Below are 25,262 nucleotides of genomic sequence, written 5' to 3'. Positions count from 1 at the left end.
GCGATCCCTCAGTAAAATCACGTTCATGGTTTTGATCTCCATTAACCATTGATCTGAAGGTCAATGAAACAAGTGTATGCGCATGCTTGTCTACGAAAAACCATTGGTACTTTTTTAATGAATCGATCGACTCTGGCAAATCCAATCGTTTTACTTCAAAAACAGTTACATCATCATTATTAAGCACGTATAACACATCAACAGAGATGTGAGGCGTGTGATTTCCAATATAAGCCAACAGTTTCTCTACAGCTTCTTCTTCTGGAATATTTTTCTCAACGCATTCATGGCGATGGTATAAGCTGATGCGACCTTTTCCTGCGCCAACGTATCCAAAATCAGAATCGGCCATTTCGCCCGGGCCATTAACCACACATCCCATCACGCCAATTTTCAAACCAACCAGATGTTGGGTGGCATACTTCACACGTGCCAATGTTGATTGCAAATCAAACATTGTACGGCCACAACCCGGACAGGCAATATATTCGGTTTTTGACACACGCACTCTCGAAGCTTGCAAAATTCCAAATGTAGTTTCAATAACTTGTGAAACAGGAAGAAGTGTGTTTTCTAAAAATAACCCATCACCGAATCCATCCAGGAAAAGCACGCCTAAATCTGCAGCAGCCTTAATTTGAAATGTTTCCAAATCACTTTCCTGATAATTTCTATGGATTACCACTGGAATTTTGCATTGATAGCGCAGCAACATATGAAAGAATGCCCGCATTTCTCCAATAGCATTGACATGATCGGAAGACAGCAAGATAACCGTATGTTGTGACGTTTTCAATTGTTCGATAAGTTCTGGTGTAAGTTCTGTATATTGTAATTTTAAGAAAGACAAATCGTCCGAATTCGATTTTTCAAGCCATTGAGATACGGCATAAACAGGAGCATCATTCAATAATAAATCTGGATGTAGAGCTCCTTCCCCTTGTTCTGTACCGATCACAACAGGAGGTTGGTTGTCACCCATCATCTGAATGCGGAACGTTTCACGACGACTATACTCATAAGAATTAAATGTCTCACAAGGTTCAGCCATAATCTTTTTATGGTCAATACGTTGCTCGATGTAATCAATCATTTTCCGTGCGACCAAGACTTCATTTTCCGGGGCTTCACTCAAAGAAACCCTGATTGTATCCCCTATACCATCACTCAATAAAGCACCAATACCAACGGCAGATTTCAGACGACCATCTTCACCATCACCAGCTTCTGTTACACCTAAATGAAGCGGATAATCCATGCCTTCCTGTTTCATTTTACTAACAAACAAACGCACTGCCTGCACCATCATCAAAGTGTTAGACGCTTTGATAGAAATAACCACATCATTAAAATCAACTTCACGACAAATTCTTAAGAATTCCATACATGATTCCACCATACCAGCTGCTGAGTTGCCGTACCGGCTCATAATGCGATCGGACAAAGAACCATGATTGACCCCCAATCGCAATACTGTATGATGTGAACGGCAAATAGATAACAGAGGGAGCAATCGATCCCGTATCTTCTGAATTTCCTGTTGATATTCTTCGTCCGTATATTCCAGCTTGCGGAAAGTGCGTGCGGCATCAACAAAATTTCCGGGATTAATCCGCACTTTTTCAACATATTGAGCAGCTAGCTCAGCTGCATTAGGGTTGAAATGAATATCGGCAGAAATAGGCTGCATATAACCCTTCTCAGACAACGCTTTTCGAATCAATTTCAAATTTTCAGCTTCCCGCACGCCCTGAGCAGTTAAGCGAACCAATTCGCCACCTGCATCAAAAATTCGGGATGCCTGTGCAACCGATGATTCGGTATCCATCGTCGAGGTATTAGTCATGGATTGAATCCGGATGGGCTGGTTGTCCCCCAGCCGTAAAGATCCAATTACAACTTGATGCGTGTGTAATCTATTATAATTAAACAGATTATCACAATATAAAAGATGATTTTCATTTTTCATTGTCAATTGTTTTTATGTTCTTGAAAAAACCGGCACCAGGGACTGATGCCACACTGATCACATTTTGGCTTACGTGCCACACAAACATAACGGCCATGCAGAATAAGCCAATGATGGGCTTTAGGAATTAATTCCGGCGGAAAAAGTTCAGTCAACACCTTTTCTGTTTCAAAAGGAGATTTTGAATTTTCAGTCAGGCCCAAACGTTCTGCTATTCGAAATACATGAGTATCAACTGCCATCACAGGTTGATTATAAATAATGGACGCAACAACGTTGGCTGTTTTTCTACCGACACCTTGCAATAGTTGCAACGTTTCGGCATTCGCAGGAATTTCTCCATGGAAATCTTCTATCACCTGGCGAGCCATAGCGACTAAATGTTTCGCCTTATTATTGGGATAGGAAATACTGCGAATTTCTTCCAACACTTCTTCTTGTGTTGTGTTTGCTAATTTTTCTATCGTTGGAAATTTCTCAAAAAAGGATTTGGTAACAATATTGACGCGCTTATCAGTGCATTGGGCAGAGAGCACAACGGCTACCAACAATTCATACGGAGAATGATAATGAAGCTCGCTTTGGGGGGCAGGCATATTTGCCTCAAACCATTTTATCAATAAATTACAACGTTCTTGTGTAGTCATTATTCAGGATTACGATATAAATCAATCAAATAATACATCCGGGAATCACATGTAAACGGTTCTGCGAAGTAAATCAACAACCTCATCAAAACGTTCCGGCAACAACTGATTCCCATATTCCATTAATTTCAACGAAACTGGTTTTTTCGTTCGATCATATGGCGGTTGAACATATTCTCTCTCACACAATGCAAATCCGGTTTTTTTATAAAATTCTACGCGACGCTGATTTAATAATGTATTAGGCAATTCAACCTCCAGAATGACAGGAGGGTTAACCTGATGCACATAATTGTATAAAATTTGCTGTCCTAATCCTTTGCCACGTAAAGAAGGTATAATGGCAAAATGCTCAATATACCTGAAAAGCAACAAATCCCATGTATTAAAAACGCCAACAGGCAAAGCATCTTTTAAAATTACATGATAAGATATCGGAGAATTGGATAATAATCGAATCATATCCAACGATGAACGACGTTCATCCTCTGGAAAAGCGTCTTCCAAACATGCAATCATAAACGACCAGTTGGAATCTTTAGTTGAAAAAATATGCTTTAAGCTTAAACTCATATAATGCACAAATGCTCGGCTCAATATCCATTTCGATGAATCTTAGATAGAAGTACTTCATCAACATGGCGAGGTTCAAGTTCCTGAGCTTTATAACCAATGGCAATAACATTCAAAATACGCATGTTGTCAGGAATATATAATATATTGCGAAGATAATCCTCCGCGGAGATTCTTTCATTATGCGGACGACGGGTTACCTGTACCCAGCAACTTCCTAAACCTAAAGCCTCTGCCTGCAATTCAATAAATGTTGACGCAATCGATCCATTTTCAATCCAGGCATCATTTTTTTCCGGATCTACAGCAACAATAATAGCTAGCGGTGCATTAGCAACAAAGCCGCTGTAATGTTCTCGACATAAGGAAACTTTTTGCAATAAATCCTGCTGATCGACCACAATAAATTCCCATGAACGACTATTTTTTGATGTTGGTGCCAACAACCCTGCCTGTAATAGCATCTCTACTTTTTCCGGCTCAACCGACCTATTTTCAAAACGGCGAATGCTTCTTCGCTGTTCCATCAAATATAATAAATCACTCATAATATAGCAATTAGAAAACTTCTTTCATTCTATAATGTCTTACTGCATAATTCGTGAATGGCAAAGTAAAACTTCAACAAATATACGTCAAAATAGCCGTTTATCGTACTGAAACGTAACAATGGCATCTCTCCTCATGGCACGCGTCACATTCTTAATTGAAAGAAAATTGACACAGAAGTTATCAACAATGATTGAAAACATGTGAACAACTTTCTGTTCACCTCAGTTCATTTATGATATTTTCTCTTTACTTTTGTGTCGTGGAAAAAATAATTGAACATATTGAAACTCTTCTGAGTGAGCATGATTGTGTAATTGTGCCCGGGCTTGGGGCTTTTATTGTTAACGTTGTTTCTGCATCATGGACAGAAAAAGGCAAGCAACTGGCACCACCATATAGCGTTATATACTTCAATCCATCCCTTCAATACGATGATGGATTATTGACAGAAACGCTACGGATAGCCCATAAAACTACTTATAGAAAAGCTGCCCGGAACATTTCCCAAACAGTTGCCATACTTCATGAACAATTACAGGAAGGCAAAGAAATTACCTTCGGAAGAATTGGTAAATTAATCATGAACAACCAACATAAAATTGAATTTCGACCGGCTGAATCATTCAATTTTTTACCTGAAAACATCGGCCTCTTTTCGGTAAGAGTTTCTTCAAATCACTTTGCAACAAAAGACGAAACGCAATTAGTAGTTCGGCTACCACACGTAAGTAAATATGCTACCACAGCTGCTGCTGTACTTTTACTCATTTTCCTTTTTCCAACACGACAATTCCATACCGAATCTGATTTTGCAAGGTTGAATCCCTTTGAGCTGCTTACAGAACAACCACTGCAACAATCCAATGCTGTTACGCAAGGCAAAGCACAAACAACAACAGTAAATCAACAGATTACCACATCATCCATTACACATAACACAACCATATCACTTAAGCAAACAACGACTAATCCGGTAATTGCAGAAAAAAACTGGCATCTGGTAGTGGCTACCTTCGAAACTGAATCTCAGGCTGAAAATTTTGTTAAATTACTGGCAAACAAAAAAAATATGTCGTTTAGCGTAATAAAATTGCGCAATTTATATCGCATTATAACCCAATCTTTTGCGAACAAAGACACTGCGTTAGCGGCTTTACAAACACTGAGAAAGCACACCGCTTTTGAGACAGCCTGGGTGATGTATGACCGTCAACAACAAGAATAATCATTGATTGTTACAACTCAACGACAGTAATTCCGGCACCTCCAAACTGAACATGTTCGTCGGCAAAATGCTTCACGCCATGAATCGTAGATAAATATTGTCGGATAAGCTGGCGGAGAATGCCGTTTCCAGTACCATGCAATATCCTGATGCGTTCTATTCCAAGCATCAATGCATCATCAACAAAATACTGCACTGCAATCAGCGCTTCCTCACCGCGCATCCCCCGAACATCAATATCAGGGCGAAAATTGAGTTTTCTTTGACGCATAGTTTCGTCAGCAGTAGTTCCTGCATTCAAAGAACTCTTTGTCCACTCTTTCACCTGACTTTTACTAATGCGTTCCAATCGATCCTTCTTAACAGTCGATTTCAAATTTCCAAAAGCAATCGTAATATTATCGCCTTGCACATCAATTATTTCTCCTGAAGAAGCATGCCCTGTTAAACGAACCCAATCTCCAATCTGGAGAGGTTTCTCTTTTGCCACTGACGGTTTTTTATGTTGCGTGACGCTTTTAGAATGACTTTTGTTGACGACTGGAGCTCTCCCCGCCTCTTCGGTTACCACCTTTTGACGAAATGATTCCAGCTCTTTCCTTGCTTCACGCGTTATCTCCTTATCGGCAGCCGATTCTTTAATACGCCGGATTGTATTTTCAATCATAGCATTGGTATCACTTAGAAGTTGGGTTGCTTCTTGTTTAGCCTTCGCTATAAAATCTTTGCGTTGGGCTTTCAGTTCATCCTGTGCCACCTCATGGCGAGCGACAAGTTCCTCAAGACGTTTTTCCTGTTGGTGAATCTTTTGACGTTTATTTTCCCAATAGCGTTTATCCCGCAAAATAGCTTGTACATAACGCTCCAAATCAACAGTTGCAGTGCCTGCTTTCCCTTTTGCTTCCTGAATCACATCCTCCGGCAATCCAATCTTATGTGAAATTTCCAGAGCAAAAGAACTTCCAGGGAAGCCAATTTGCAGTTGATAAAGAGGCTGCAAATGCTGTCGATCGAAAAGCATTGCCCCATTGACAAGGCCTTCGGTAGTATCGGCAAATTGCTTTAAATTCGTATAATGGGTTGTGACAACACCCAAAACACCATTTTTCACCAACCGATGCAATACAGCTTCGGCAATTGCGCCTCCTATTTGCGGTTCGGTACCAGCGCCTAACTCATCAATTAGCACTAGGGTCTGTCCATCACCTTTCCGCAAAAAATAGTTCATATGTTTCAAATGTGAACTATAGGTAGATAAGTCATCTTCAATAGATTGTTCATCTCCAATATCTAAAAAAAGATGATTAAAAAATCCGAACCGGCTGGATTCATGTACGGGTACAGGCAATCCACATTGAAGCATATATTGTAATAGTCCAACGGTTTTCAAACACACCGATTTACCTCCTGCATTAGGGCCTGAAATCAGGATAATTCTTTGTTTTTCATCTAATTTCATGTCCAGAGGCACAATCTGACGGTGCTGTTTCTGAAGCATTTCAGATAAAAGCGGATGAACGGCCAGATGCCATTCAACAATGCAAGCAGCTTCAACATGTGGCACAATAGCCTGTTGATGTAATGCCAACAACGCTTTTGCCCGGAGAAAATCAAAAATTCCCAATATCTGATAAGCCGTTTGTAAAGCAACTAATTGTGGCCTGATAAAATTGGCAAAAACGGTAAGAATACGAATTTTTTCACGTCGTTCTTCCGATTGCAATTCTCGTATCCGGTTGTTAGCTTCAACAACTTCTGCCGGTTCGATAAAAATAGTTTTGCCGGTTGCCGATTCGTCATGCACAATACCTCTCACTTTGCGTTTAAATGCAGGAGAAACCGGAATAACCAAGCGTCCATCCCGCATAGTTGGAGAAGCTTCCTTGTCAACAAAGCCTTCATCCTGAGCCTGCCGAAGAATGGTTGTCAGTTTTCGGGAAATACTATTCTGTACCTGAAACAATTCATGCCGGATACGGGCCAATTCGGTTGAAGCATTATCTTTCAATACTCCATTGATTGTAAGCAATCTATCGAGTTCTTTAAGTATAGCTGGGAAGTGTTCTATATTTACAAGCTCCTTAAGATGATGATAACGTGTCTCCCGATCCTGACGGGCACGAAAAAAACGAATAATTTCGTCAATGGTCTGCAAAGAACGTTGTAAGTCAAATAATTCATTTTCAGTTGGAAAAGTTCCCTCAACACGTATTCTTCCAAGCCAGTGCCTAACATCTATATAATAATTCACCGGCCATTGATCAGCTTCTTCAGACAGAATCACCATCATCTCTGACGTTTCTGTAAGCCGTTTCATCATACTGTCATAATCCACCAGAAAGGACATTGCATCTACCTCTTCTTTTCCAATAGGACAAAGACAGCGTTCCTGGAGTTGTTCCCGAAGAGTAACAAAACCAATCTTTTCTTCAAATGAAGCCGGATAAATCATTGTAAGGCTACTAAAATTTAGGAATGCAAAAATAGCAATTCTATCCGGAAGTTACAGTTTGAGGTGTAATTACCTTTTGCCGTTCAAAAAACAGAAAAAGGATGCAAAATACAAACCTTTACATCCTTTCAAATCTAACAAATCAGTGGCAAATTATTTCTTGGAGTGCACCGGAAATTTTTTGAACAATACTCGGGCAGCCTGTTCTAATTGGGTTGTATCTTTGAGCTGAGTATGCGAAGGATCCAAAACAGCGCTGACTGCGGCCGTGTACAAATGAGACTCATTTTTTGGATCAATCATTTCCATAACTAAAACTCCTTCTTTGTCAATTCTTGCTGTTGTATATGCTCGATATGTTCTGTGCCGCCAATAAGGTGCCCATCCATACCGAAAATATGCAGGAGAATAATATCGAATGCCTCCGTAAGCGGGATAAATATTCGTATTCACAGTTGCATTCCGTAACACTGTCAATCCGACAGCTATCAATAGAGATCCATTGGAAGTTTCGGTATAACCCCGTTTATTCATCTCTGTACGGATGGCATTAATAAACCCATTGTAATCTGATTCCGAAAATCTCAGTCGTCCCGGCTCAGCCATTTTGCCTTGTTGATAATAGGGCACAAAGGAATAAGTTTTGTACGAATTTAGTTGTGCATTATCCATTACTTGACTAGCCAACAAATGATAAGGAGTTGAGCATCCGGTTAATGCACCCATCAAAGTTCCTATGAATAATAAAAACACCGCCTTTTTCATACGATAATAGCTTTTAATTGTGAAGGTTGTGTGAAACTTGTATATCAATATTACATCCTCTTTTGGAAAGTAAAATTTACACGCTTTCATATCAACATTGAAATGAAAATACATTCAAAAATAAGCCATTCCAAAGTAAAATATTCTGCCTGAGTAGCAATTTGATACCATTTAATAATTGATTAATCTGCATTTAAAATAGCTTTTTGCAAGACAAATCAATATGAATGAATTATTTCACGGTCTCCCAGCTTATGTGCACCTGTTTACTGGGGGCAGACGGTGCATTTGTAATGATATTCAATGTTTCAAAACGATCTCCTAATGTAATGCCAGGGGTTAATTCAAAACGGACGGTCTCTTCTTTCTGAGGAGCAATAGCATGTTTTGGCAAAAATGTTTTAATGCAATCACAATCAGAAAACGCTTTTAAAAGTAATAATGGAGATGCTCCACTATTTTTTACGATAAAACTGCCCCGTTTCATTACATTTTGTTTCACATCCTGTAATCGCACCTCTCCAGGAATAATAGAAATAGCCGGAGCGTTTTTACGTTCCGCAGGTGTCAGATGAGTAAAATCTTCTAAACGATTAACGGTCAAAGTCAAAATATTATCATGTGATGCGGCCTTGTCGTGATTGACTATCAAGGGTATTTCGTCAGAATGAATACCCCAATCGTGAAGCATAGCACTATTCAATGAGAAAATAACGGCCGCTTCAGAATTAGGCTGCATAACCGATGGTACAACGATGCCTTTTAAGTATGGCGGCAATTTCTCCAAAGACACTTCAACGGGAGCTTTTGAAACATTCAAAATTAAAATTTGTTCCGTCTTTGTCCCTTGTGTAGTCATATTACCAAAAGAGATAAACCGGGATTTCATACGCAAAGGTCCCATTACCTGAGGATAAGCCTGTTCAATCGAAACCGGTTTTTGAATCACTTCTCCCGTGATATGCAACGAGACAGGATTCTTATTCGAATTATTATAAATCGTAATAGTCTTGTCGAACATACCAGGACGATCAATCGTTGAGTAGGTCACTCGGATTGAAGCATGACCTCCAGGCGGAATTGGCTCTTTTGGCCACACAGGAGTTGTGCAACCGCACGATGCAATAACCTGTTGAATTACCAATGGACCATCTCCCTGATTAGTAAACATAAACTCATGTGTCACCTTACCCGCCTCTTCAGGAATTCTCCCAAAGTTAAAAGACTGCTCGGAAAAGACAGGAACAGGTTTCCCACGTTCTTGTGCAAAACAAATCAATGAAATTAAAACCGAAAACGCTAACAAAGAAAGTTTTTTCATCTTGAGAAATATTTGAAATTACAGAACACACAGAAATTACCAATATAACCGTTGCAAAGCTAAACAAAAGTACTGCTAAATGCCATTAACAGCCTGAAAAATATATTATACAGCCCAAATCTCACAACATGATCATTTTGATTTCGGAAGATAATGAAGTATCTTAGCAAGGAAAATAAGTTCAAGAATTATCACAGAAAACTCATTATCAATTATTTCACAAAGAAAATCACATAAAACATATATCAAGTATGAACAGTCAGATCATTGTTATTTTCGGAGCTTCTGGTGATTTAACAAAAAGAAAATTGATGCCATCGCTTTATTGGCTTTACAAACATAACCGGCTCAATGCTTCATTTGCATTGCTTGGAATAGGGCGTACTCCTTATACAGACGAAACATATCGTGAATTTATTGAGAAACAGCTACCTCTGTTTGCTGCTCCAACAGAATTAGATGCAATCAGTGTCAGTAATTTTTTGCAACATATTTTCTATTACAGCATGGATCCAGCTGATAAAGAGGCATATGCTGAACTAAAAGCTCGACTGAAAATGTTGGATCAACAAATTAGCAATCCTGGAAATTACCTTTATTACCTGGCTACGCCACCATCACTTTACGGAGTGATCCCAAAATATTTGCAAAACGTTGGATTAAACATTGAAATCGGAGAACAAACCCGACGCATTATCGTGGAGAAGCCTTTTGGATATCATCTCTCTTCAGCGCAGGAACTCAATTACATTTACAATTCCGTATTCCGGGAAGATCAGATATACAGGATTGACCATTTTTTAGGGAAGGAAACCGTACAAAACATTTTAGCATTACGTTTTGCCAACGGAATCTTTGAACCATTATGGAACCGAAATTATATTGATCATGTCGAAGTCACCGCTGTCGAAAATCTTGGCATTGAAGAACGGGGAGGATTCTATGATAAATCGGGAGCTTTGCGGGATATGGTTCAAAACCATTTGATTCAACTGGTTGCATTAACAGCAATGGAACCTCCGGCATTATTTAATGCTGATAGCTTTCGGAACGAAGTGGTAAAAGTGTATCAGGCATTAAAACCTTTGACTAACGAGCAGATTAAAAGCCAAGTAATCCGGGGGCAATATACCACAGCACATAGCGAGGCACACATTATCAAAGGATACAGGGAAGAAAAAAATGTAGATCCACTCTCTCGTACCGAAACATTTGTCGCAACAAAATTATACATAGACAATTGGCGCTGGGGAGGCGTTCCATTCTTTATTCGTACAGGGAAACAAATGCCAACCAAAGTAACTGAAATCATTATCCATTTCAAACCGACTCCTCACAGCCTCTTTAAAGGGATGGCGGGAAACTCATCCCTCAACTCAATGATAATACGTATCCAACCAAATGAAGGAATTGTATTGAAATTTGGGTTAAAAGTTCCGGGATCCAATTTTGAGATCAAACAAGTGTCCATGGATTTCACTTATGATCGTTTAGGTGGATCCCCCGTTGGAGATGCCTATGCAAAACTTCTGGAAGATTGCATGTTAGGGGAATCAACACTTTTCACACGAAGTGATGCGGTCGAAGCCAGTTGGAAATATTTCGATCCAATTTTGGCTTTATGGGAAAATGATCCGTGTATGCCCCTCTACGGATATCCTGCTGGAACATGGGGACCATTGGAAGCGGATAATATTATGGGAACAGATTATGCCTGGACAAATCCTTGCAAAAACCTGACAAACACAGATCTTTACTGTGAACTATAAAATGTCATTTTATGATTACACCCTATATTTATCCTTCAGAAAAAGAAGTTGCAATTGCCATTACAGAACGATTAATTCATTCTCTGAAAACAACAGAGCGGCCTTTGTATATTGCTCTCTCCGGAGGTTCAACTCCAAATGTTCTTTTTGCACTATGGGGCAAAGAATATGCAAAAAAAATTCCATGGCAACGTATCCATTTGTTTTGGGTTGATGAGCGGTGTGTGCCGCCATCCGATCCTGAAAGCAATTTTGGCAATATGAAGATCCGATGTTTGGACTATGTCGATATACCAATAGAAAATATTCATCGCATACAGGGAGAAAATAACCCGACAGCGGAAGCAGAACGGTATATCAACGAAGTTCAACAAATTATTCCCGTGGCGAATGGCATTCCTCAATTTGATATTATTTTGGCCGGAATGGGCAACGATGGACATACTTCATCTATTTTTCCAGGACAAACGCACTTGTACACAAAAAAACAAGCTTATGTCGTATCCTTCCACCCTGTAACACATCAGGTACGTATCGCTATGACAGGTCCTGTTATGATGACCGCCAAAGAACTTATCTTTCATGTTATTGGAACAGAAAAGCAACATCTGATCCACGCTATGTTGCATCCTGATCCAGTTACCGAAAACCTACCCGCTATTTTTATTGCCCGCCACGCAAATTACACGTTACTTTTTACAGACAAAGAATAAGATACAATATATATATATCAGACAAGCTATTAAATATCAAAACAATGAAACCAACAGAAGAATTAATTCAGGAACATAACGCCATCAAACTCATGCTTGCTATTATGAATAAAATCGTCGAAAACCTTCGACACAATAAAGCGGTTGAGCTCAAAGACATTGAAGATATTGTCAACTTCTTGAAAACTTTTGCAGACAAATGTCATCACGGGAAGGAAGAAACTGTCTTATTCCCGGAACTGGTTGCAGTCGGAATTCCTTCAGAAAATGGGCCTGTCGGCGTCATGCTTTATGAACACACACAGGGCAGAGCCTATATTCAAGCCATACAAGACGGTACACATAACTGGGAAACAGATCATGACACATCTGCCGAAGCCATTGCCGGAGCCATGTCAAGTTATATTGCTTTAATGCAGAATCATATTCTGAAAGAAGAAAATATTCTCTTTGTCATGGCCAACCAACGGCTCTCACAACAAACACAAAAAGAAATAAGTGAAAAATTCGAACAAATTGAAGAAAATGTAGTGGGTCATGGAGTCCATGAACAATTTCATGAACTCCTTACTAAATTAAAGACCAAATACATGAACTAAGTCTTGTATAGTGATGGAAATAGGACATACGGATTGAAACCCTGTAGAGGCACAAGATAAATCTAATATAAAAAATAGATGGACTCAATGTTTTATCAAATGAATGCTGTCAACATGCAGAAAAGAGAAACCAGCATGGATGAATATAAGGGGAAGGTGGTTTTGGTGGTTAATACAGCCAGCAAGTGTGGATTTACACCGCAATATGAAGGACTTGAACAACTGTATAAAACATACAAAGATCAAGGGCTTGTGATCCTTGGATTTCCTTGCAATCAGTTTGCCAATCAGGAGCCTGGTACTTCAGAACAAATCAAGCAATTCTGTACGATGAAATATGACGTAACCTTTCCGATGTTTGAGAAGATTGAAGTAAATGGGAAAAATGCTCATCCTATATATAAATACCTAAAAAAAGAACTTAAAGGTACGTTGGGGAGTAGAATCAAATGGAATTTCACAAAATTTCTGATCGACAGGAATGGCATTCCATATAAAAGGTATTCACCTGCAACTTCTCCTGAAAGGTTAGTAGAAGACATAGAGTGGTTATTATCAAAATCGTAAATTTTAAAACAAAGAAACAATGAAGACAATGTATATAAAAACAATGATCCCTTTCATGCTGTTATTATCTGTAACTGTTATGAATGGGCAAACAAACCGGGTACAGAATATATACCGGTTTCAAATGAACAATATCAATGGGCAAAAAATTCCTTTAAGCGACTATAAGGGAAAAGTAGTATTAATCGTTAATACAGCCAGTAAGTGTGGATTTACTCCACAGTATGCAGGACTAGAACAACTGTATAAAACATATAAAAATAAAGGGTTTGTAGTGCTTGGATTTCCTTGTAATCAGTTTGCCAACCAGGAGCCAGGTACATCTGAACAAATCAAGCAGTTTTGTATGGTAAAATATGGCGTTACCTTCCCGATGTTTGAGAAAATTGAAGTAAACGGTATGGATACAAATCCGCTGTATGCTTACTTAAAATCAACCCTTCCTCTACAGGGTAAAAATGATATTCGCTGGAATTTTGAAAAATTTCTGATTAATAAAGACGGCGTTCCGGTAAAACGTTTTGCTCCGAACATCAAGCCCAAAGAACTTAATAATGACATAGAAGATCTTTTGAAATAACTGGTAATCAATGCATAAAAGGGATAATATAATCAAATATTTCTTCTCACTTGAGGTTGCATATCACTAGTGTCCACTAAAAAAACGGCACTGTATAAATATTAAAAAGCAAATAAACTTGGTTCACTTGAACCGCATCGTTCATTGAAATTGTTGAAGTTAGATTTGTTGAGCAAATCATTTATGTTGGCTTTGTCCGTTAGTGACATGCTGAGAATCTGAAGCATTTCGTAGATGGAGCATTCCATCTTCAAGTCATGATGCACAATAGCTACCAAGCAGTAGGCGGTAATAGCCGAGTAAATCTGGATCCTGACAGCATTCTCAGTTACGCCCCAAAACTTTTGGATATTGAGGTGTTGCTTCATTCACTTGAAAAACAGCTCGATCTGCCATCTGTTCTTGTAAAGCAGCACGACTTGCAAAGCATCAAGACTAAAAGCATTGGTTAGGAATGTAAACACTCGGTCTTGCTCTTCGTCGTAGAAGACAATTCTTCGTATGGGCTTCGGATAATGCCTTTCGCTCATGTAACCAGTGAATGTCACCACGGAATCTGAAAGGATATTTTTCGGCATCCTTCTCTTCCATCTGACTGCCTTGCACTGTAGATTGTTCTTGGCTCTGACCACAAATAATGACCTGATTTCGTTGATTCTAAACAATCGTTTGAAATCGTTGTACCCGCGGTCAAACACATAAAAAGATCCTGGTTCATAGGGAATCACATCCATCGCGTTTACGTCATTTACCGCAGCAGGAGTGATATGGAAGAACATTGGGATCTGAGTTTCCAGGTCAAACAGGGTATGGATTTTAACTCCACCTTTTGTCTTTCTGAAACGAGCCCATTGATAAATGTTCATACATAAGTCAATGGTCGTTGAATCAAAGGCATAGACTTTACCTCCAAGCTTGAAGATGTTGTCCATACGTTTTGATTGAGCTTTGCCAACCATGTAATAGGCAAACTCTTCAAAAATGCGATAGTCCCGATTGGTATTTGCCTTGGAAAGATTGCTTAGCTTGACATCACTGCCAAAACCCAGATGATATCCTTTACCCCTATGCGCACCGATAGCCATCGCCAAATCTCTCAGACTCCTTCTGTTGCAAAGTTGTCCGAACATGAGAACAAGCAGCTGATTCCAACAGGTAAAAGACTTGATATAGCGGTTTCCTTGGTGCTTGTCTACAATGTGCCTGAATTTATCGGCATTAAGAAACTCGACTAATTGGGCGAAAACGAACTTCTCTTTATGCATATCGTATTGAATATCAATACAAAGATAAATTGAAATCGTCGCACCCTTTAAAGCGCTGTAACTATCTAACTTTCAATATTTTAAAAGATCTTTTGCAATTTTTTAGTGGACACCAATGGTTGCATATAGCTTCTGCCATTCTGATGAAAGAAGAAGTCCACTATGTTTGTAATTAAAAGATGGAGCTAGGAGAGAAGCATAAGTTACAAGAGTATTATATTTTGAGATTCAAACTTAACCATATAAAATAAAGCAACTTATGCAAACACAAAGTAAAGCATCAAATCTTGAAGGACAAAACATTTATGTTGGTTTAGACGTTCACCTAAAGAGTTGGAATGTTTCTGTTTTTACACAAGAATTACATCACAAGACCTTTAATTAACCACCTCAGGCAGAGGTGTTATCCGAGTATCTTATACGTAACTTCCCCAAGGCTACTTATTATTCTGTTTATAAAGCAGGTTTTTGTGGATTATCGGTACACTTTCATTTGGAAAGACTGGGAATAAAAACATTGTGGTAAATCCGGCAGATGTACCTACAACACAAAAAACAAATGCACAAGAGCGATCCCATTGACAGCCATAACTTGGGACGTTCGCTTCGGGTTAACGAAGTCAAAGGAATTTATATTTCTGGGGATCAAACTTTAGGGATAGGACATTGATCAGGGACAAGAGTACTATTGTCAAAGATATAACCCATATACAGCAACGCATTATATCATTGCTTCATTTTTATGGGATTGCCTATCCAAAAGAATTTCAAGAGAGCCAGTCTCATTGGTCGAAACTCTTTATGAACTGGCTAAAATCGATTAAACTTACCTTTGGAAGTGGAACACAAGCCTCAAAGCTTTGGATTGATGAAGCCGAAAAAGAACGGGAGGTTTTATTGGAAGCAACTTGGCAAATAAAAGCCTTATCGCGCAATGAACGTTATGCCAAAAACATGGAATTGATACGGAGTGTCCCCGGTATTGAGCTAATCACAGGGATGTTATTTTTAACAGAAATAGAAGATCTCTATTGAAAGTAAAAAACAATCCATCAGAGCATATAGATTGTCGCATTGAACAACTTTAAATCATAAAGTACACTAAAAAAACACTAAATTACACTGAAAACAATTGAGTTCATTTGATTTTCAGTAAAAACGGCTTATATTTGCAGCGTATTAATATAGTAATACACTAAGACGATTTACTTATGATTCAATTAAACGACATTTCCTTTTGGTATCAACGCAATAAGATGGTGTTGAGCAAAATGACCATGCAACTAGAAGCTGGTAAAATCTATGGCTTATTAGGAGAAAACGGCGTTGGAAAAACTACATTTCTACGAATCGTAGCGGGACTTTTGTTCCCGAAATCCGGTGATATTGATGTAATGGGATTTAAACCCGAGAAACGGACTCCTTCATTCTTGTCGGATATCTTTTACTTGCCTGAAGAATTCGATTCGCCTCATGAAAAAGTTAACGAGTATGCAAAGCTGAATGGAGGATTTTATCCGGCATTTAATGCAGCACAATTTCAATCAAATTTGGAACTATTTGGGATCAGCGGAAATCAACGCTTCACTGAAATGTCCTATGGACAAAAAAAGAAAGCCCTTATTTCGTACGCATTAGCGACAAATACATCGCTGTTGCTGCTTGACGAGCCAACAAACGGACTTGACATTCCGTCTAAAGGAATTTTTCGCCGTTTAGTATCACAGGCTGCGGATGAATCTAAGTGTATTATCATATCAACGCATCAGGTAAGAGACCTCGAACTTATCATTGATCCGATTGTTATTCTGGAGCCCAACCAGGTATTATTGAATGATTCGGTAGAAGCCATCACCCGTAAATTAAAATTCAGTATTGAGCCAACGGTTCCTGAAGGTGCTCTTTATTATGAGCCAACAATGGGTGGTTACAACGTCGTTTCGATCAATACAGAGGGGGTGGAAAGCAAGCTGAATATTGAACTCTTGTTTAATGCAGTGATCTCCAACAGGGCTCACTTCAGAACCTTATATACACAAGCCAAATAAAAATTTATTATCGCCACATAGAATAAAGCACTATGAAACAGTTTTTCAACATGTCCCGATATTCACGTCTCGTGTACACGGAGACGTATACTTTTCGAAAACACTATCTCTTTTTTGCTGCTGCCGTTGTTTTAATTGCTTTGCTCAATCAACGCGTCAGCAGTGATAGCTTCGATTCGGTTCCCGCAGTGATCATGCTAATTGCGCCGTTTATTTTTTACAACAACCTTTATCATTCTATACGAGGCGTCAACTATACCATGTTACCTGCCTCTAATTTTGAAAAATGGCTTGCTTGTTGGACACAATGCGTTGTTATTCTACCGTTGTTTCTTGGCATTTTATGGATTATTCTCCGAATCATTACCAATTTAATTCATCCGGGAGAAGTTACAGAGTTTATCAACATAAAAGATAGTTTGTCAACCTATTGGGACACTATCGCAGGCCAATCTCTCTCCATTCTTGCCGTTATGATGTTTAAACGTCATAAATGGCAAAAATTAATTGGAATCCTTTTTATAATTGCTCTTGTTAGTGCGATTTTAGGAATTAGCTGGTTAAAAGCGATAGATCACATGAACGAAGATGTTGCACTTCAATCATGGTCTGCTGCACCTTGGGTAGTCCGGTATTTTGAAGTAATAAGTGGTTTGATTTTCCCCTTTGGCTTATGGCTGGTTTCATTCTTTAAATTAGAAGAACAGGAATTATGAACTTTTCCCCTCAACTAATACTATTGTCAACACAGAACATCAAAAAGAACATGACTCATGGAATTTAACAACAATAAACCGATTTATTTACAGATTGCCGACTATATATGCGACAAGATTGTGAATTCCGCTTGGAAAGAAGAGGAACGCATTCCTTCTGTTCGTGAATTGGGAGCCGATCTTCAAGTAAATCCGAACACGGCCATGCGTACTTATGAATATCTTCAAAACAAGCAGATTATTTACAACAAACGTGGAATTGGATATTTTGTAGCTGATAATGCTACTCAAAGCGTAGCGCAGTTACAACGTGAAGAGTTCTTTGACGAGCAACTTCCACGAATTTTTAAAAGTATGCACACATTGGATATTCCGTTTGAAGAATTACAAAACCGGTACAACATATTCGTGCAAAATCAAACAAAATAAATCAACGCATCTCACTTGACCATTAAAATATTAGACATATGAAAAAGAGAAGCAATATTACACTACTAATAATTGGCATTTTATTGTTAAGCATTCCGGTGGTTGGATATTGGTCGTTCAAACATCCGCAAAAAAACTATCCCAGCATGTGGGAATATTTCAACAGCATACGCCATCATCCAGATCATTCTTCATTAAAGTATAATATTAAAATCACTTATGATTCAGATACCGGATCATCAAGCCAAATCATTCAGGACTCTATTTCTCACGAATAACTATACTCTAAAACATTCTACACAAGTATTTACCAACTAATTATGAAACATCTTTTTTTAGTGCTGGTCTGTTCAATCATAGTAGCAGTATCTACACAAGCACAAACCACAAAATCAAAGTATCTTATTACAGGACAAGCTATTGACTCCGTATCTGGGCAAACCATTCCTTATGTAACGTGTTCTGTGGTAGAGGCAAAAAACCCCAAAGTAGTCATTGCAAGATTTGCAGGTGATGGAAACGGCGTGTTCACCGGGAACCTTAAAGCACCTGGGAAATACACCATCGTCATATCATTTGTCGGGGAAGCGCCTGCTCAACGCACATTCACTTTAACTCCTGCACATCCTGTCGTCGATTTTGGCAAAGTTGCGATGAGCGACAATAAACATTTGAAAGAAGTAGTTGTGGTGGCAACTAAACCACTTATTAAAGCAGATGTAGACAAAATATCCTACGATGTCCAACAGGATCCAGAGGCTAAAGCTTCAACTGCGCTCGATATGCTACGAAAGGTTCCTATGGTAACTGTTGACGGGCAAGATAACATCCAGTTACAAGGTTCATCCAACTTTAAAATTTATCTAAATGGGAAGCCGTCAAATCTTTTCTCCAACAATCCATCTCAGGTTTTGAAAAGTTTCCCAGCAAGCATGATCAAAAACATTGAAGTTATCACGCAACCGGGAGCAAAATATGACGCTGAAGGAGTAGGCGGAATCATTAATATCGTAACCTACCAGCATGCCAACACGAATGGTTATTCTGTAACTGTAAACGGACAAGTATCCTCTCGTAAATCCTATGGAGGTGGCGTCAATCTCGCATTCCAAAGCGGAAAATTTAGCTTTTCCGGTAACTACAACTATTCCTATTTCATGCAACCTCACGTAACCACTACCTCAACACGCGATGTATTGCCGATCAATGGAGTCATTGTTGGATATGCACATGCAGGGCAGGTAGCAACGGTAAATAATCAAACTCCGGCCCAGTTTGGCAGTGGTCAGTTAAGCTATTCCTTGGACTCATTGAACCTCTTCTCCTTATCATTCGACCGGCAATATGGCAGGCAACAAAGCTCCACCATAGCGCAGACAATCGATCAGGATGCAAACTATTCAACAGTATTCGGCTATGACCAAAATAGCCTTCAGCACTCCACATGGGGATCAACAGATTTTGGTCTGGACTATCAGCACACATTTCGTAAAAAAGGAGAGAATCTTACAGCTTCGTATAAATTCAGCAATACACCAAACAACAGCGATTACACAGCTACCAATGACAATTTGATGTCTCTGGTAATGCCTCAGGCAGGACTAGCCAAGACCAGCAGTAGTGTGAACAGTGCCTATACGCATGAAAATACTTTCCAGGTTGATTTTAGCGATCCACTCAATAAATTTCAAACATTAGATATGGGGGCAAAATTTATCCGGAGAAATAACACCAGTTATACTACCGATCACAATATTTTCTACGTGTATTCTTCCAATCCTCCTACCCTGACTCCAGATAGTATCGACCATACAAGTTTCAACCAAAACCAATCCATTTTGGCCGGATACATCAGCTACAGTGCAAATTGGAAAAAATTCGGGATGAAGATTGGTGCCCGTTATGAATATACATGGCAAAACGGATTCTTCAACAATATTGATACACTAAGTAATTTTGATACCAATTACGGAGTATTGGTTCCTTCCGGCGCTATCACCTACACACTTGCCCCAATGCAAACTTTACGGTTGGGATACAACATGCGGATTCAACGTCCGGGCATTTCATTTCTGAATCCTTATGTTAACCGACGCGACCCGAATTACATCAATTACGGTAATCCGAGCCTTGATCCAGAAAAAAGCAATAACATAACATTCGGATATTCTAACTTTTCTCCGACTTACAATATCAGTGCTGAATTGAGTTATACTTTTGTCAACAATGCTATCGAACAGTACTCAGGTCTACTGCCAAACAGCTCAGTACAATATTCCACCTATGGTAATATTGGCCACAATAACCAATTGTTCCTGAATTTGTTCGGGAGCTATCGGGGACTGCGCTGGCTAAATATTTATATGAATGGTAACATTGAGCATGTGAACATGAAGAGCAGTGATCAAAGCATGCAAAACAGCGGCTATACTGGACATGTATTTTTGGGTGGAACGTTCATGTTCCCTGCTGATTATCGTTTAAGTGTCGGCGGCGGTGCAAACCTTCCTCAGGTTAATCTCCAAGGAAGCCAGTCTTCATTCTTATTCTCATACATGGCATTATCGAAAGACTTGCTAAAAAAACGGCTTACTTTGTCGCTGGTAGGCATCGCATTGCCCAAACAACATATTTACCTAAACACCCATGCCACCTATTTCAACCAATATACAGACGTGCACATATATCCACCATGTGAATTGCGTTTTAATGTTTCCTACCGCATTGGGAGTTTGAATGCTCAGGTAAAAAAACCGAAGGTAACCATCAATAATAATGATTTGAAAAACCAGAATCAAAACCAACAACCGGGTTCTGGAGTTGATTCTACTCCTAGCATATAGTCTTTCCTTTACCTTGTAATGAAAAAAAGAGGCATGCATGTCGTAACTGACATAAATGCCTCTTTTTTTGTTTTCAGAAAATTTCCACGAAAAATAGATACTAAACAAAAGAGGATTGTTCTCCACAAATTATTGTTGACGAAAAATTTGTCAGCATCTTGGAGAACGATTCGCTGTCGGCGAAAGCTCCTCCATGACATTGGTGCAAGTTTTGCACACCGCGAAAGGATCGCCAAGGTTGTAGAGAGAGTTTCGCGCGCTGCGGAAAAGGCACCACAATCCTGGGAAAGAATGCGCAAATGGCGAAGACTTCTCCAAAACTAAGGAGACTTGTTCAACAAAGAAAGCATGAAACTTAAAGCTTATTTTGCAAGCATGGAAGTAATCCGGGTTTCAAGTTTCTGCAAATCTTCAGTAAACTTACGAATACCTTCGGCCAATTTCTCCGTAGCCATTGCATCCTCATTCATCTCCCAACGAAAGATTTTTTCATTAAGAATCACCCGTTCGATATCAGCCAATTTTACATGATTGGCATCCAGTTTTCGCACTAAAATTCCTTGTTTGTTTTGCAATTCATTCAGTAACGATGGCGAAATAGTAAGATAATCACAACCAGCCAGTTCAATAATTTCGCCTATATTTCGGAAACTGGCTCCCATTACTACTGTCGGATAATTAAACTTTTTGTAATAAGTAAAGATATTCGTCACTGACAAAACGCCCGGGTCTTCTGGGGCAGGGATATCACTTACTCCTAGCGATTTTTTGTGCCAATCGAGAATTCGCCCAACAAAAGGTGAAATCAAGGTGACTCCGGCATCAGCACACCGAATTGCCTGCGTCTTCGAAAATAACAGAGTCAGATTACAATGAATACCCTCTTTTTCCAATCGCTCAGCCGCATTGATACCCTCCCATGTAGAGGCAATTTTAATCAGTACGCGTTCCTTTGAAACACCAGCAACTCCATATAAATCAATAATTTTATGGGCTTTGTCAATGGTTCGTTCCGTATCGAAAGAGAGACGTGCATCTACTTCTGTAGAAACTCTTCCAGGAACAATCTCCAGAATTTTTAAGCCAAAGTTCACCGCTAATTTATCCAGAGCAAGTCCCACCTGCTCCTCTTTATCCTGAGTCAACCTTTTAGCATATTGCAAAGCATCATCAATCAACGATTGATACTTCGGGTCGGAGGATGCCGCATAAATCAACGAAGGATTGGTCGTTGCGTCAATAGGTTTATACTGTTCAATTGAAGCAAAATCACCAGTGTCGGCCACTACCTTAGTGAAGGATTTAAGTTGTTCCAATAAATTCATAATAATATATTTACAAATTAATGATACTTTGAAAAGACATGCTCACCTCAAGGATATTAAAACAGTCGAAAATGTTAGTAAATGAAATTGATAACCTGCCTTATACAAAGGTCGGAAGACTAAATATCCAATTGGTCGATAATATTCTTCAGTGCCTTTCCCGAATTTTGCAAAAGGGCAAGCTCCTCATTGTTAATAGGAATGTCAACAATACGTTTAATTCCGTCGCTATTCACAATCGTCGGAACACTTAAGCAAAGATCCCGAAGCCCATATTGGCCATCCAGATAACTGGAAACACTGAGAATGGAACTTTCGTTTCGTACAATGGCCTCCACAATACGTCTTACTGCCAGTGCAACCCCATAATAAGTTGCGCCTTTCTTTTGTATAATCTCGTAAGCAGCATTTTTCACCTGATTGAAAATGTCGTCTTTTGGCAATTCTTTACCTGAATCAGGATGATTTGCCTTAAAATATTCATCCAGCGGCACACCGGAAATATTGGTAACACTCCAGGTAGGAACTTCACTGTCACCATGTTCTCCAATAATATATCCATGAATATTACGGGTGTCGATACCAACATGTTCGCTAATAGCATAACGAAACCGCGCCGAATCAAGCACGGTGCCTGATCCAATGACTTTCTGTTTAGGAAATCCTGAAAGTTTATAGGCAAGATACGTCAAAATATCTACCGGATTTGCTACCACCAGCAAAATACAATGGTTATTGAATTGTGTAACATTTCCAATGATGTCTTTAAAAATCTTTGCGTTTCGGTTCACCAGGTCAAGGCGCGTCTCCCCCTGTTTTTGATTGGCTCCTGCGGTAATAATCACGATATCTGCTTCCTTGCAATCATTATATGTACCTGCATACACTTTTTCAGGCCTGATAAAAGGCATTCCATGATTAAGATCCATCACTTCGCCTTCGGATTTATCCTTATTGATATCAATAAGTACAATTTCAGGAATCAGACCACTCAACATAAGCGTATAAGCTGTGGTTGCCCCGACAAATCCGGCCCCGATAATTGCCACTTTATTAACTGATTTAGCTGTCATATCATCTAATTTTAGAATCTGTTTTTACAAATATAAAGCCTAATCAAGCAAATTCCTATCTAAATAATAAAAAATAAGTCAATTTTACAAACAGTCATCAGTAGGAAAACAACTAAATATATCATAGTTAATCCGTTCCGGAAATATAAAACTCACAAAATTGGCAGGAGGGAACAAAAAAAGCGACTGTCATCCCGAAGTCGCCTTTAATAAACAAAAAACCGAGCAATGTTTTGCTCGTAGATATAACGCAATTATTCTAACGTTTAAATATCATATCTACGCGTCCTATATATATGCCTGATTTGCCGTCCTGAATAATTTGTACCGAATCGCCTGCTGCGTTCGTTACTTTTGTATTGATCACCTGGTGGGAATGGCCACCAGTAATCAAATTGACATATCGGGAATGCTTAGCGACCGTCCAATCCGAAAACTCTGCATTCGGGTCAGTGCCCAAGTGTGAAACGCAAATCACAGCATTACATTTTTTCTCCAATTTCAGATATTTGGAAATTTCATTTGCCCGTTCAATAGGATTCAAAAACTGAATGCCTGTAAAGTTATTCGTTGTTATCAAATGACGAGGGTCGACTCCCATGCCAAATATTCCGATTTTGAGTCCGCCCTTTTTTATAATCACATAAGGCTTCACAATAGAAGCCAAAGGCGTTTTCGACACATCATAATCAGCATTAATAATAGGGAATGTGGCTTTTTTCAAGTGTTTAGCCAAACTATCAACGCCATTATCAAATTCGTGATTCCCCAAGGTACCAGCATCATAACAATCAAGATTCATCCCTGAAATTTCGACATCTCCCTTGAATAAATTGAAAAATACAGTTCCTTGTGAAAAATCACCAGCATCAAGCAAAATCACATTCTTATGGTGTGCCCGAACAGTATCAATAATACCTGCCAATCGTGCATAACCCCCTCTATTCATTTCATTAGGTAAAATCTGACTATGTGTATCATTAGTACACAGGACAATAAGTTCCTTTTGCGAAGCACAAGATGCAAGCAAAAACAATCCTGTTATCAAAATAGTAAATCTATTGATCTTCATAAATTCTTCCGTCTAAAGTTTGATGAATCGGGTGACCTTCAATGGTTTGCTGTTTTATATAATCAATCATTAAACGCCGCAAAGAAATTGGATAAGTGATTGATTTTGCTGCCTGCGTCAAAGCATCAAAATGGTCATTTCCTTTGGCTATGTAATCATTTGCAGCAACCGCATAAATTTTATCCGGATTCAGTGGCACACCCTGAACCATAATGTGGGTGGCACTCTTTTGTGAATTAATACCAAAGCGGATACCTGCAACAGCACCTCCATATTTTGCAATACTATCAGCAAGCTGCTGAACTATATTGCCTTTGAGATAAAGCACAACCAATTCATTCTGAAAAGGCATCAATTCATAAATCTTACCAACTGTAATCGGCCCTTTATAAATTGGATTCCGGAAACCGCCTATATTTGTAACTGCTATCGCCACCGAATCACCTGGATAATGCTGTCTTGAATACGACAGCATAACATCTGCAAAAAAATTGGAAAGTAACCCCTCAGGCCTTTCTACCCGCATTGTCTCATCGGAATAGCCAATAACGGCATTAGCAACTTTTGCCGCTGAATCCACATAAGGCTTAATCAAAGCAACCATGCGTTGATCTTGTATTCCATCTGCTCGTTGATCAACAGGGATATGCGTTGCAGTAATGCTGGCAACTTTATACGAACTACAAGACGTAGCCAGCAATAAAATCCATAAAAAAATAAAAGCCTGTCTCATAAAATATCATTTGTCTTACAACATAC

At 39.1% G+C, this 25,262-nt stretch carries 22 protein-coding genes and 2 pseudogenes; 12 read left to right on the top strand and 12 right to left on the bottom strand.

The window, feature by feature from the left end; all coding sequences use genetic code 11:
• Nucleotides 1–205: 205 nt before the first annotated feature.
• From ispG to FHX64_RS01660, 4 genes and pseudogenes are all read right to left on the bottom strand, one after another.
• Nucleotides 206–1,969 (bottom strand): annotated as a pseudogene (gene ispG, locus FHX64_RS01675) ((E)-4-hydroxy-3-methylbut-2-enyl-diphosphate synthase); the annotation flags it as partial.
• Nucleotides 1,970–1,971: 2 nt separating this feature from the next.
• A complete protein-coding gene (nth, locus tag FHX64_RS01670) occupies nucleotides 1,972–2,616 on the bottom strand; it encodes an endonuclease III (RefSeq protein ID WP_183412119.1) in 645 nt (214 codons plus the stop codon).
• A gap of 45 nt (nucleotides 2,617–2,661) precedes the next feature.
• Nucleotides 2,662–3,189, bottom strand: a complete 528-nt coding sequence (locus FHX64_RS01665) for a GNAT family N-acetyltransferase (RefSeq protein WP_183412118.1) — start codon at nucleotides 3,187–3,189, stop codon at nucleotides 2,662–2,664.
• 20 nt (nucleotides 3,190–3,209) lie between these two features.
• Nucleotides 3,210–3,737: a nitroreductase family protein gene (locus tag FHX64_RS01660; protein WP_183412117.1), complete on the bottom strand. Its 528-nt coding sequence runs from the start codon at nucleotides 3,735–3,737 to the stop codon at nucleotides 3,210–3,212.
• A 263-nt stretch (nucleotides 3,738–4,000) separates the two neighbouring features.
• Between FHX64_RS01660 and FHX64_RS01655 the strand changes: the two genes are divergently transcribed.
• The gene (locus tag FHX64_RS01655) at nucleotides 4,001–4,966 is read left to right on the top strand and encodes an HU domain-containing protein (protein WP_183412116.1); all 966 of its coding nucleotides are present in this window, start codon (nucleotides 4,001–4,003) and stop codon (nucleotides 4,964–4,966) included.
• A 10-nt stretch (nucleotides 4,967–4,976) separates the two neighbouring features.
• Here FHX64_RS01655 and FHX64_RS01650 read toward each other — a convergent pair whose 3' ends face one another.
• From FHX64_RS01650 to FHX64_RS01640, 3 genes are all read right to left on the bottom strand, one after another.
• On the bottom strand, nucleotides 4,977–7,418 hold the full coding sequence (locus FHX64_RS01650; protein WP_183412115.1) for an endonuclease MutS2: 2,442 nt from the start codon (nucleotides 7,416–7,418) through the stop codon (nucleotides 4,977–4,979).
• 153 nt (nucleotides 7,419–7,571) lie between these two features.
• A complete protein-coding gene (locus FHX64_RS01645) occupies nucleotides 7,572–8,183 on the bottom strand; it encodes a DUF4136 domain-containing protein (RefSeq protein WP_183412114.1) in 612 nt (203 codons plus the stop codon).
• A gap of 232 nt (nucleotides 8,184–8,415) precedes the next feature.
• Nucleotides 8,416–9,504, bottom strand: a complete 1,089-nt coding sequence (locus tag FHX64_RS01640) for a DUF1573 domain-containing protein (protein WP_183412113.1) — start codon at nucleotides 9,502–9,504, stop codon at nucleotides 8,416–8,418.
• Between the two features lie 251 nt (nucleotides 9,505–9,755).
• On the opposite strand from FHX64_RS01640, the gene zwf reads away from it, so the two are divergent.
• From zwf to FHX64_RS01615, 5 genes are all read left to right on the top strand, one after another.
• Nucleotides 9,756–11,273, top strand: a complete 1,518-nt coding sequence (gene zwf, locus FHX64_RS01635; RefSeq protein ID WP_183412112.1) for a glucose-6-phosphate dehydrogenase — start codon at nucleotides 9,756–9,758, stop codon at nucleotides 11,271–11,273.
• A gap of 11 nt (nucleotides 11,274–11,284) precedes the next feature.
• On the top strand, nucleotides 11,285–11,986 hold the full coding sequence (gene pgl, locus FHX64_RS01630) for a 6-phosphogluconolactonase (protein WP_183412111.1): 702 nt from the start codon (nucleotides 11,285–11,287) through the stop codon (nucleotides 11,984–11,986).
• A gap of 44 nt (nucleotides 11,987–12,030) precedes the next feature.
• Nucleotides 12,031–12,585 (top strand): hemerythrin domain-containing protein, encoded by a 555-nt coding sequence (locus tag FHX64_RS01625; protein WP_183412110.1) that lies wholly within the window; start codon nucleotides 12,031–12,033, stop codon nucleotides 12,583–12,585.
• A gap of 87 nt (nucleotides 12,586–12,672) precedes the next feature.
• Nucleotides 12,673–13,152 carry a glutathione peroxidase gene (locus FHX64_RS01620; protein WP_246392373.1) on the top strand — a complete coding sequence of 160 codons (480 nt, stop codon included), beginning with the start codon at nucleotides 12,673–12,675 and terminating at the stop codon, nucleotides 13,150–13,152.
• Nucleotides 13,153–13,231: 79 nt separating this feature from the next.
• On the top strand, nucleotides 13,232–13,732 hold the full coding sequence (locus FHX64_RS01615) for a glutathione peroxidase (RefSeq protein WP_281370790.1): 501 nt from the start codon (nucleotides 13,232–13,234) through the stop codon (nucleotides 13,730–13,732).
• A 101-nt stretch (nucleotides 13,733–13,833) separates the two neighbouring features.
• Here FHX64_RS01615 and FHX64_RS01610 read toward each other — a convergent pair.
• Nucleotides 13,834–14,997, bottom strand: a pseudogene (locus FHX64_RS01610) (IS4 family transposase).
• Between the two features lie 801 nt (nucleotides 14,998–15,798).
• Here FHX64_RS01610 and FHX64_RS01605 point away from each other — a divergent pair.
• The 6 genes from FHX64_RS01605 to FHX64_RS01580 all read left to right on the top strand — a co-directional run bounded on the left by FHX64_RS01605 (nucleotide 15,799) and on the right by FHX64_RS01580 (nucleotide 21,033).
• Entirely contained in the window at nucleotides 15,799–16,032 is a 234-nt protein-coding gene (locus FHX64_RS01605) for a hypothetical protein (RefSeq protein ID WP_183412108.1), read from the top strand.
• A gap of 176 nt (nucleotides 16,033–16,208) precedes the next feature.
• Nucleotides 16,209–17,045 (top strand): ABC transporter ATP-binding protein, encoded by an 837-nt coding sequence (locus tag FHX64_RS01600; protein ID WP_183412107.1) that lies wholly within the window; start codon nucleotides 16,209–16,211, stop codon nucleotides 17,043–17,045.
• A 32-nt stretch (nucleotides 17,046–17,077) separates the two neighbouring features.
• Complete coding sequence (locus tag FHX64_RS01595) at nucleotides 17,078–17,761, top strand: hypothetical protein (protein ID WP_221202115.1); 684 nt, start codon at nucleotides 17,078–17,080, stop codon at nucleotides 17,759–17,761.
• 57 nt (nucleotides 17,762–17,818) lie between these two features.
• On the top strand, nucleotides 17,819–18,190 hold the full coding sequence (locus tag FHX64_RS01590; protein ID WP_183412105.1) for a GntR family transcriptional regulator: 372 nt from the start codon (nucleotides 17,819–17,821) through the stop codon (nucleotides 18,188–18,190).
• A gap of 38 nt (nucleotides 18,191–18,228) precedes the next feature.
• On the top strand, nucleotides 18,229–18,468 hold the full coding sequence (locus FHX64_RS01585) for a hypothetical protein (protein WP_183412104.1): 240 nt from the start codon (nucleotides 18,229–18,231) through the stop codon (nucleotides 18,466–18,468).
• 42 nt (nucleotides 18,469–18,510) lie between these two features.
• Complete coding sequence (locus FHX64_RS01580) at nucleotides 18,511–21,033, top strand: TonB-dependent receptor domain-containing protein (protein WP_183412103.1); 2,523 nt, start codon at nucleotides 18,511–18,513, stop codon at nucleotides 21,031–21,033.
• A 362-nt stretch (nucleotides 21,034–21,395) separates the two neighbouring features.
• Here the strand turns inward: FHX64_RS01580 and tal are convergent, their stop codons facing one another.
• From tal to FHX64_RS01560, 4 genes are all read right to left on the bottom strand, one after another.
• Entirely contained in the window at nucleotides 21,396–22,358 is a 963-nt protein-coding gene (gene tal, locus FHX64_RS01575; protein WP_183412102.1) for a transaldolase, read from the bottom strand.
• Nucleotides 22,359–22,477: 119 nt separating this feature from the next.
• Nucleotides 22,478–23,431 (bottom strand): L-lactate dehydrogenase, encoded by a 954-nt coding sequence (locus FHX64_RS01570; protein WP_183412101.1) that lies wholly within the window; start codon nucleotides 23,429–23,431, stop codon nucleotides 22,478–22,480.
• Nucleotides 23,432–23,690: 259 nt separating this feature from the next.
• Entirely contained in the window at nucleotides 23,691–24,503 is an 813-nt protein-coding gene (locus tag FHX64_RS01565) for a bifunctional metallophosphatase/5'-nucleotidase (RefSeq protein WP_183412100.1), read from the bottom strand.
• Nucleotides 24,490–25,236: a 5'-nucleotidase C-terminal domain-containing protein gene (locus FHX64_RS01560; protein WP_183412099.1), complete on the bottom strand. Its 747-nt coding sequence runs from the start codon at nucleotides 25,234–25,236 to the stop codon at nucleotides 24,490–24,492. The genes FHX64_RS01565 and FHX64_RS01560 overlap by 14 nt, the downstream gene beginning before the upstream one ends.
• Between the last annotated feature and the right edge of the window lie 26 nt (nucleotides 25,237–25,262).

Source organism: Microbacter margulisiae (genome assembly GCF_014192515.1).
Taxonomy (GTDB): Bacteria; Bacteroidota; Bacteroidia; order Bacteroidales; family Paludibacteraceae; genus Microbacter; species Microbacter margulisiae.
The sequence above is the reverse complement of the archived record's forward strand: the minus strand, read 5'-3'. Positions and strand labels throughout refer to the sequence as shown.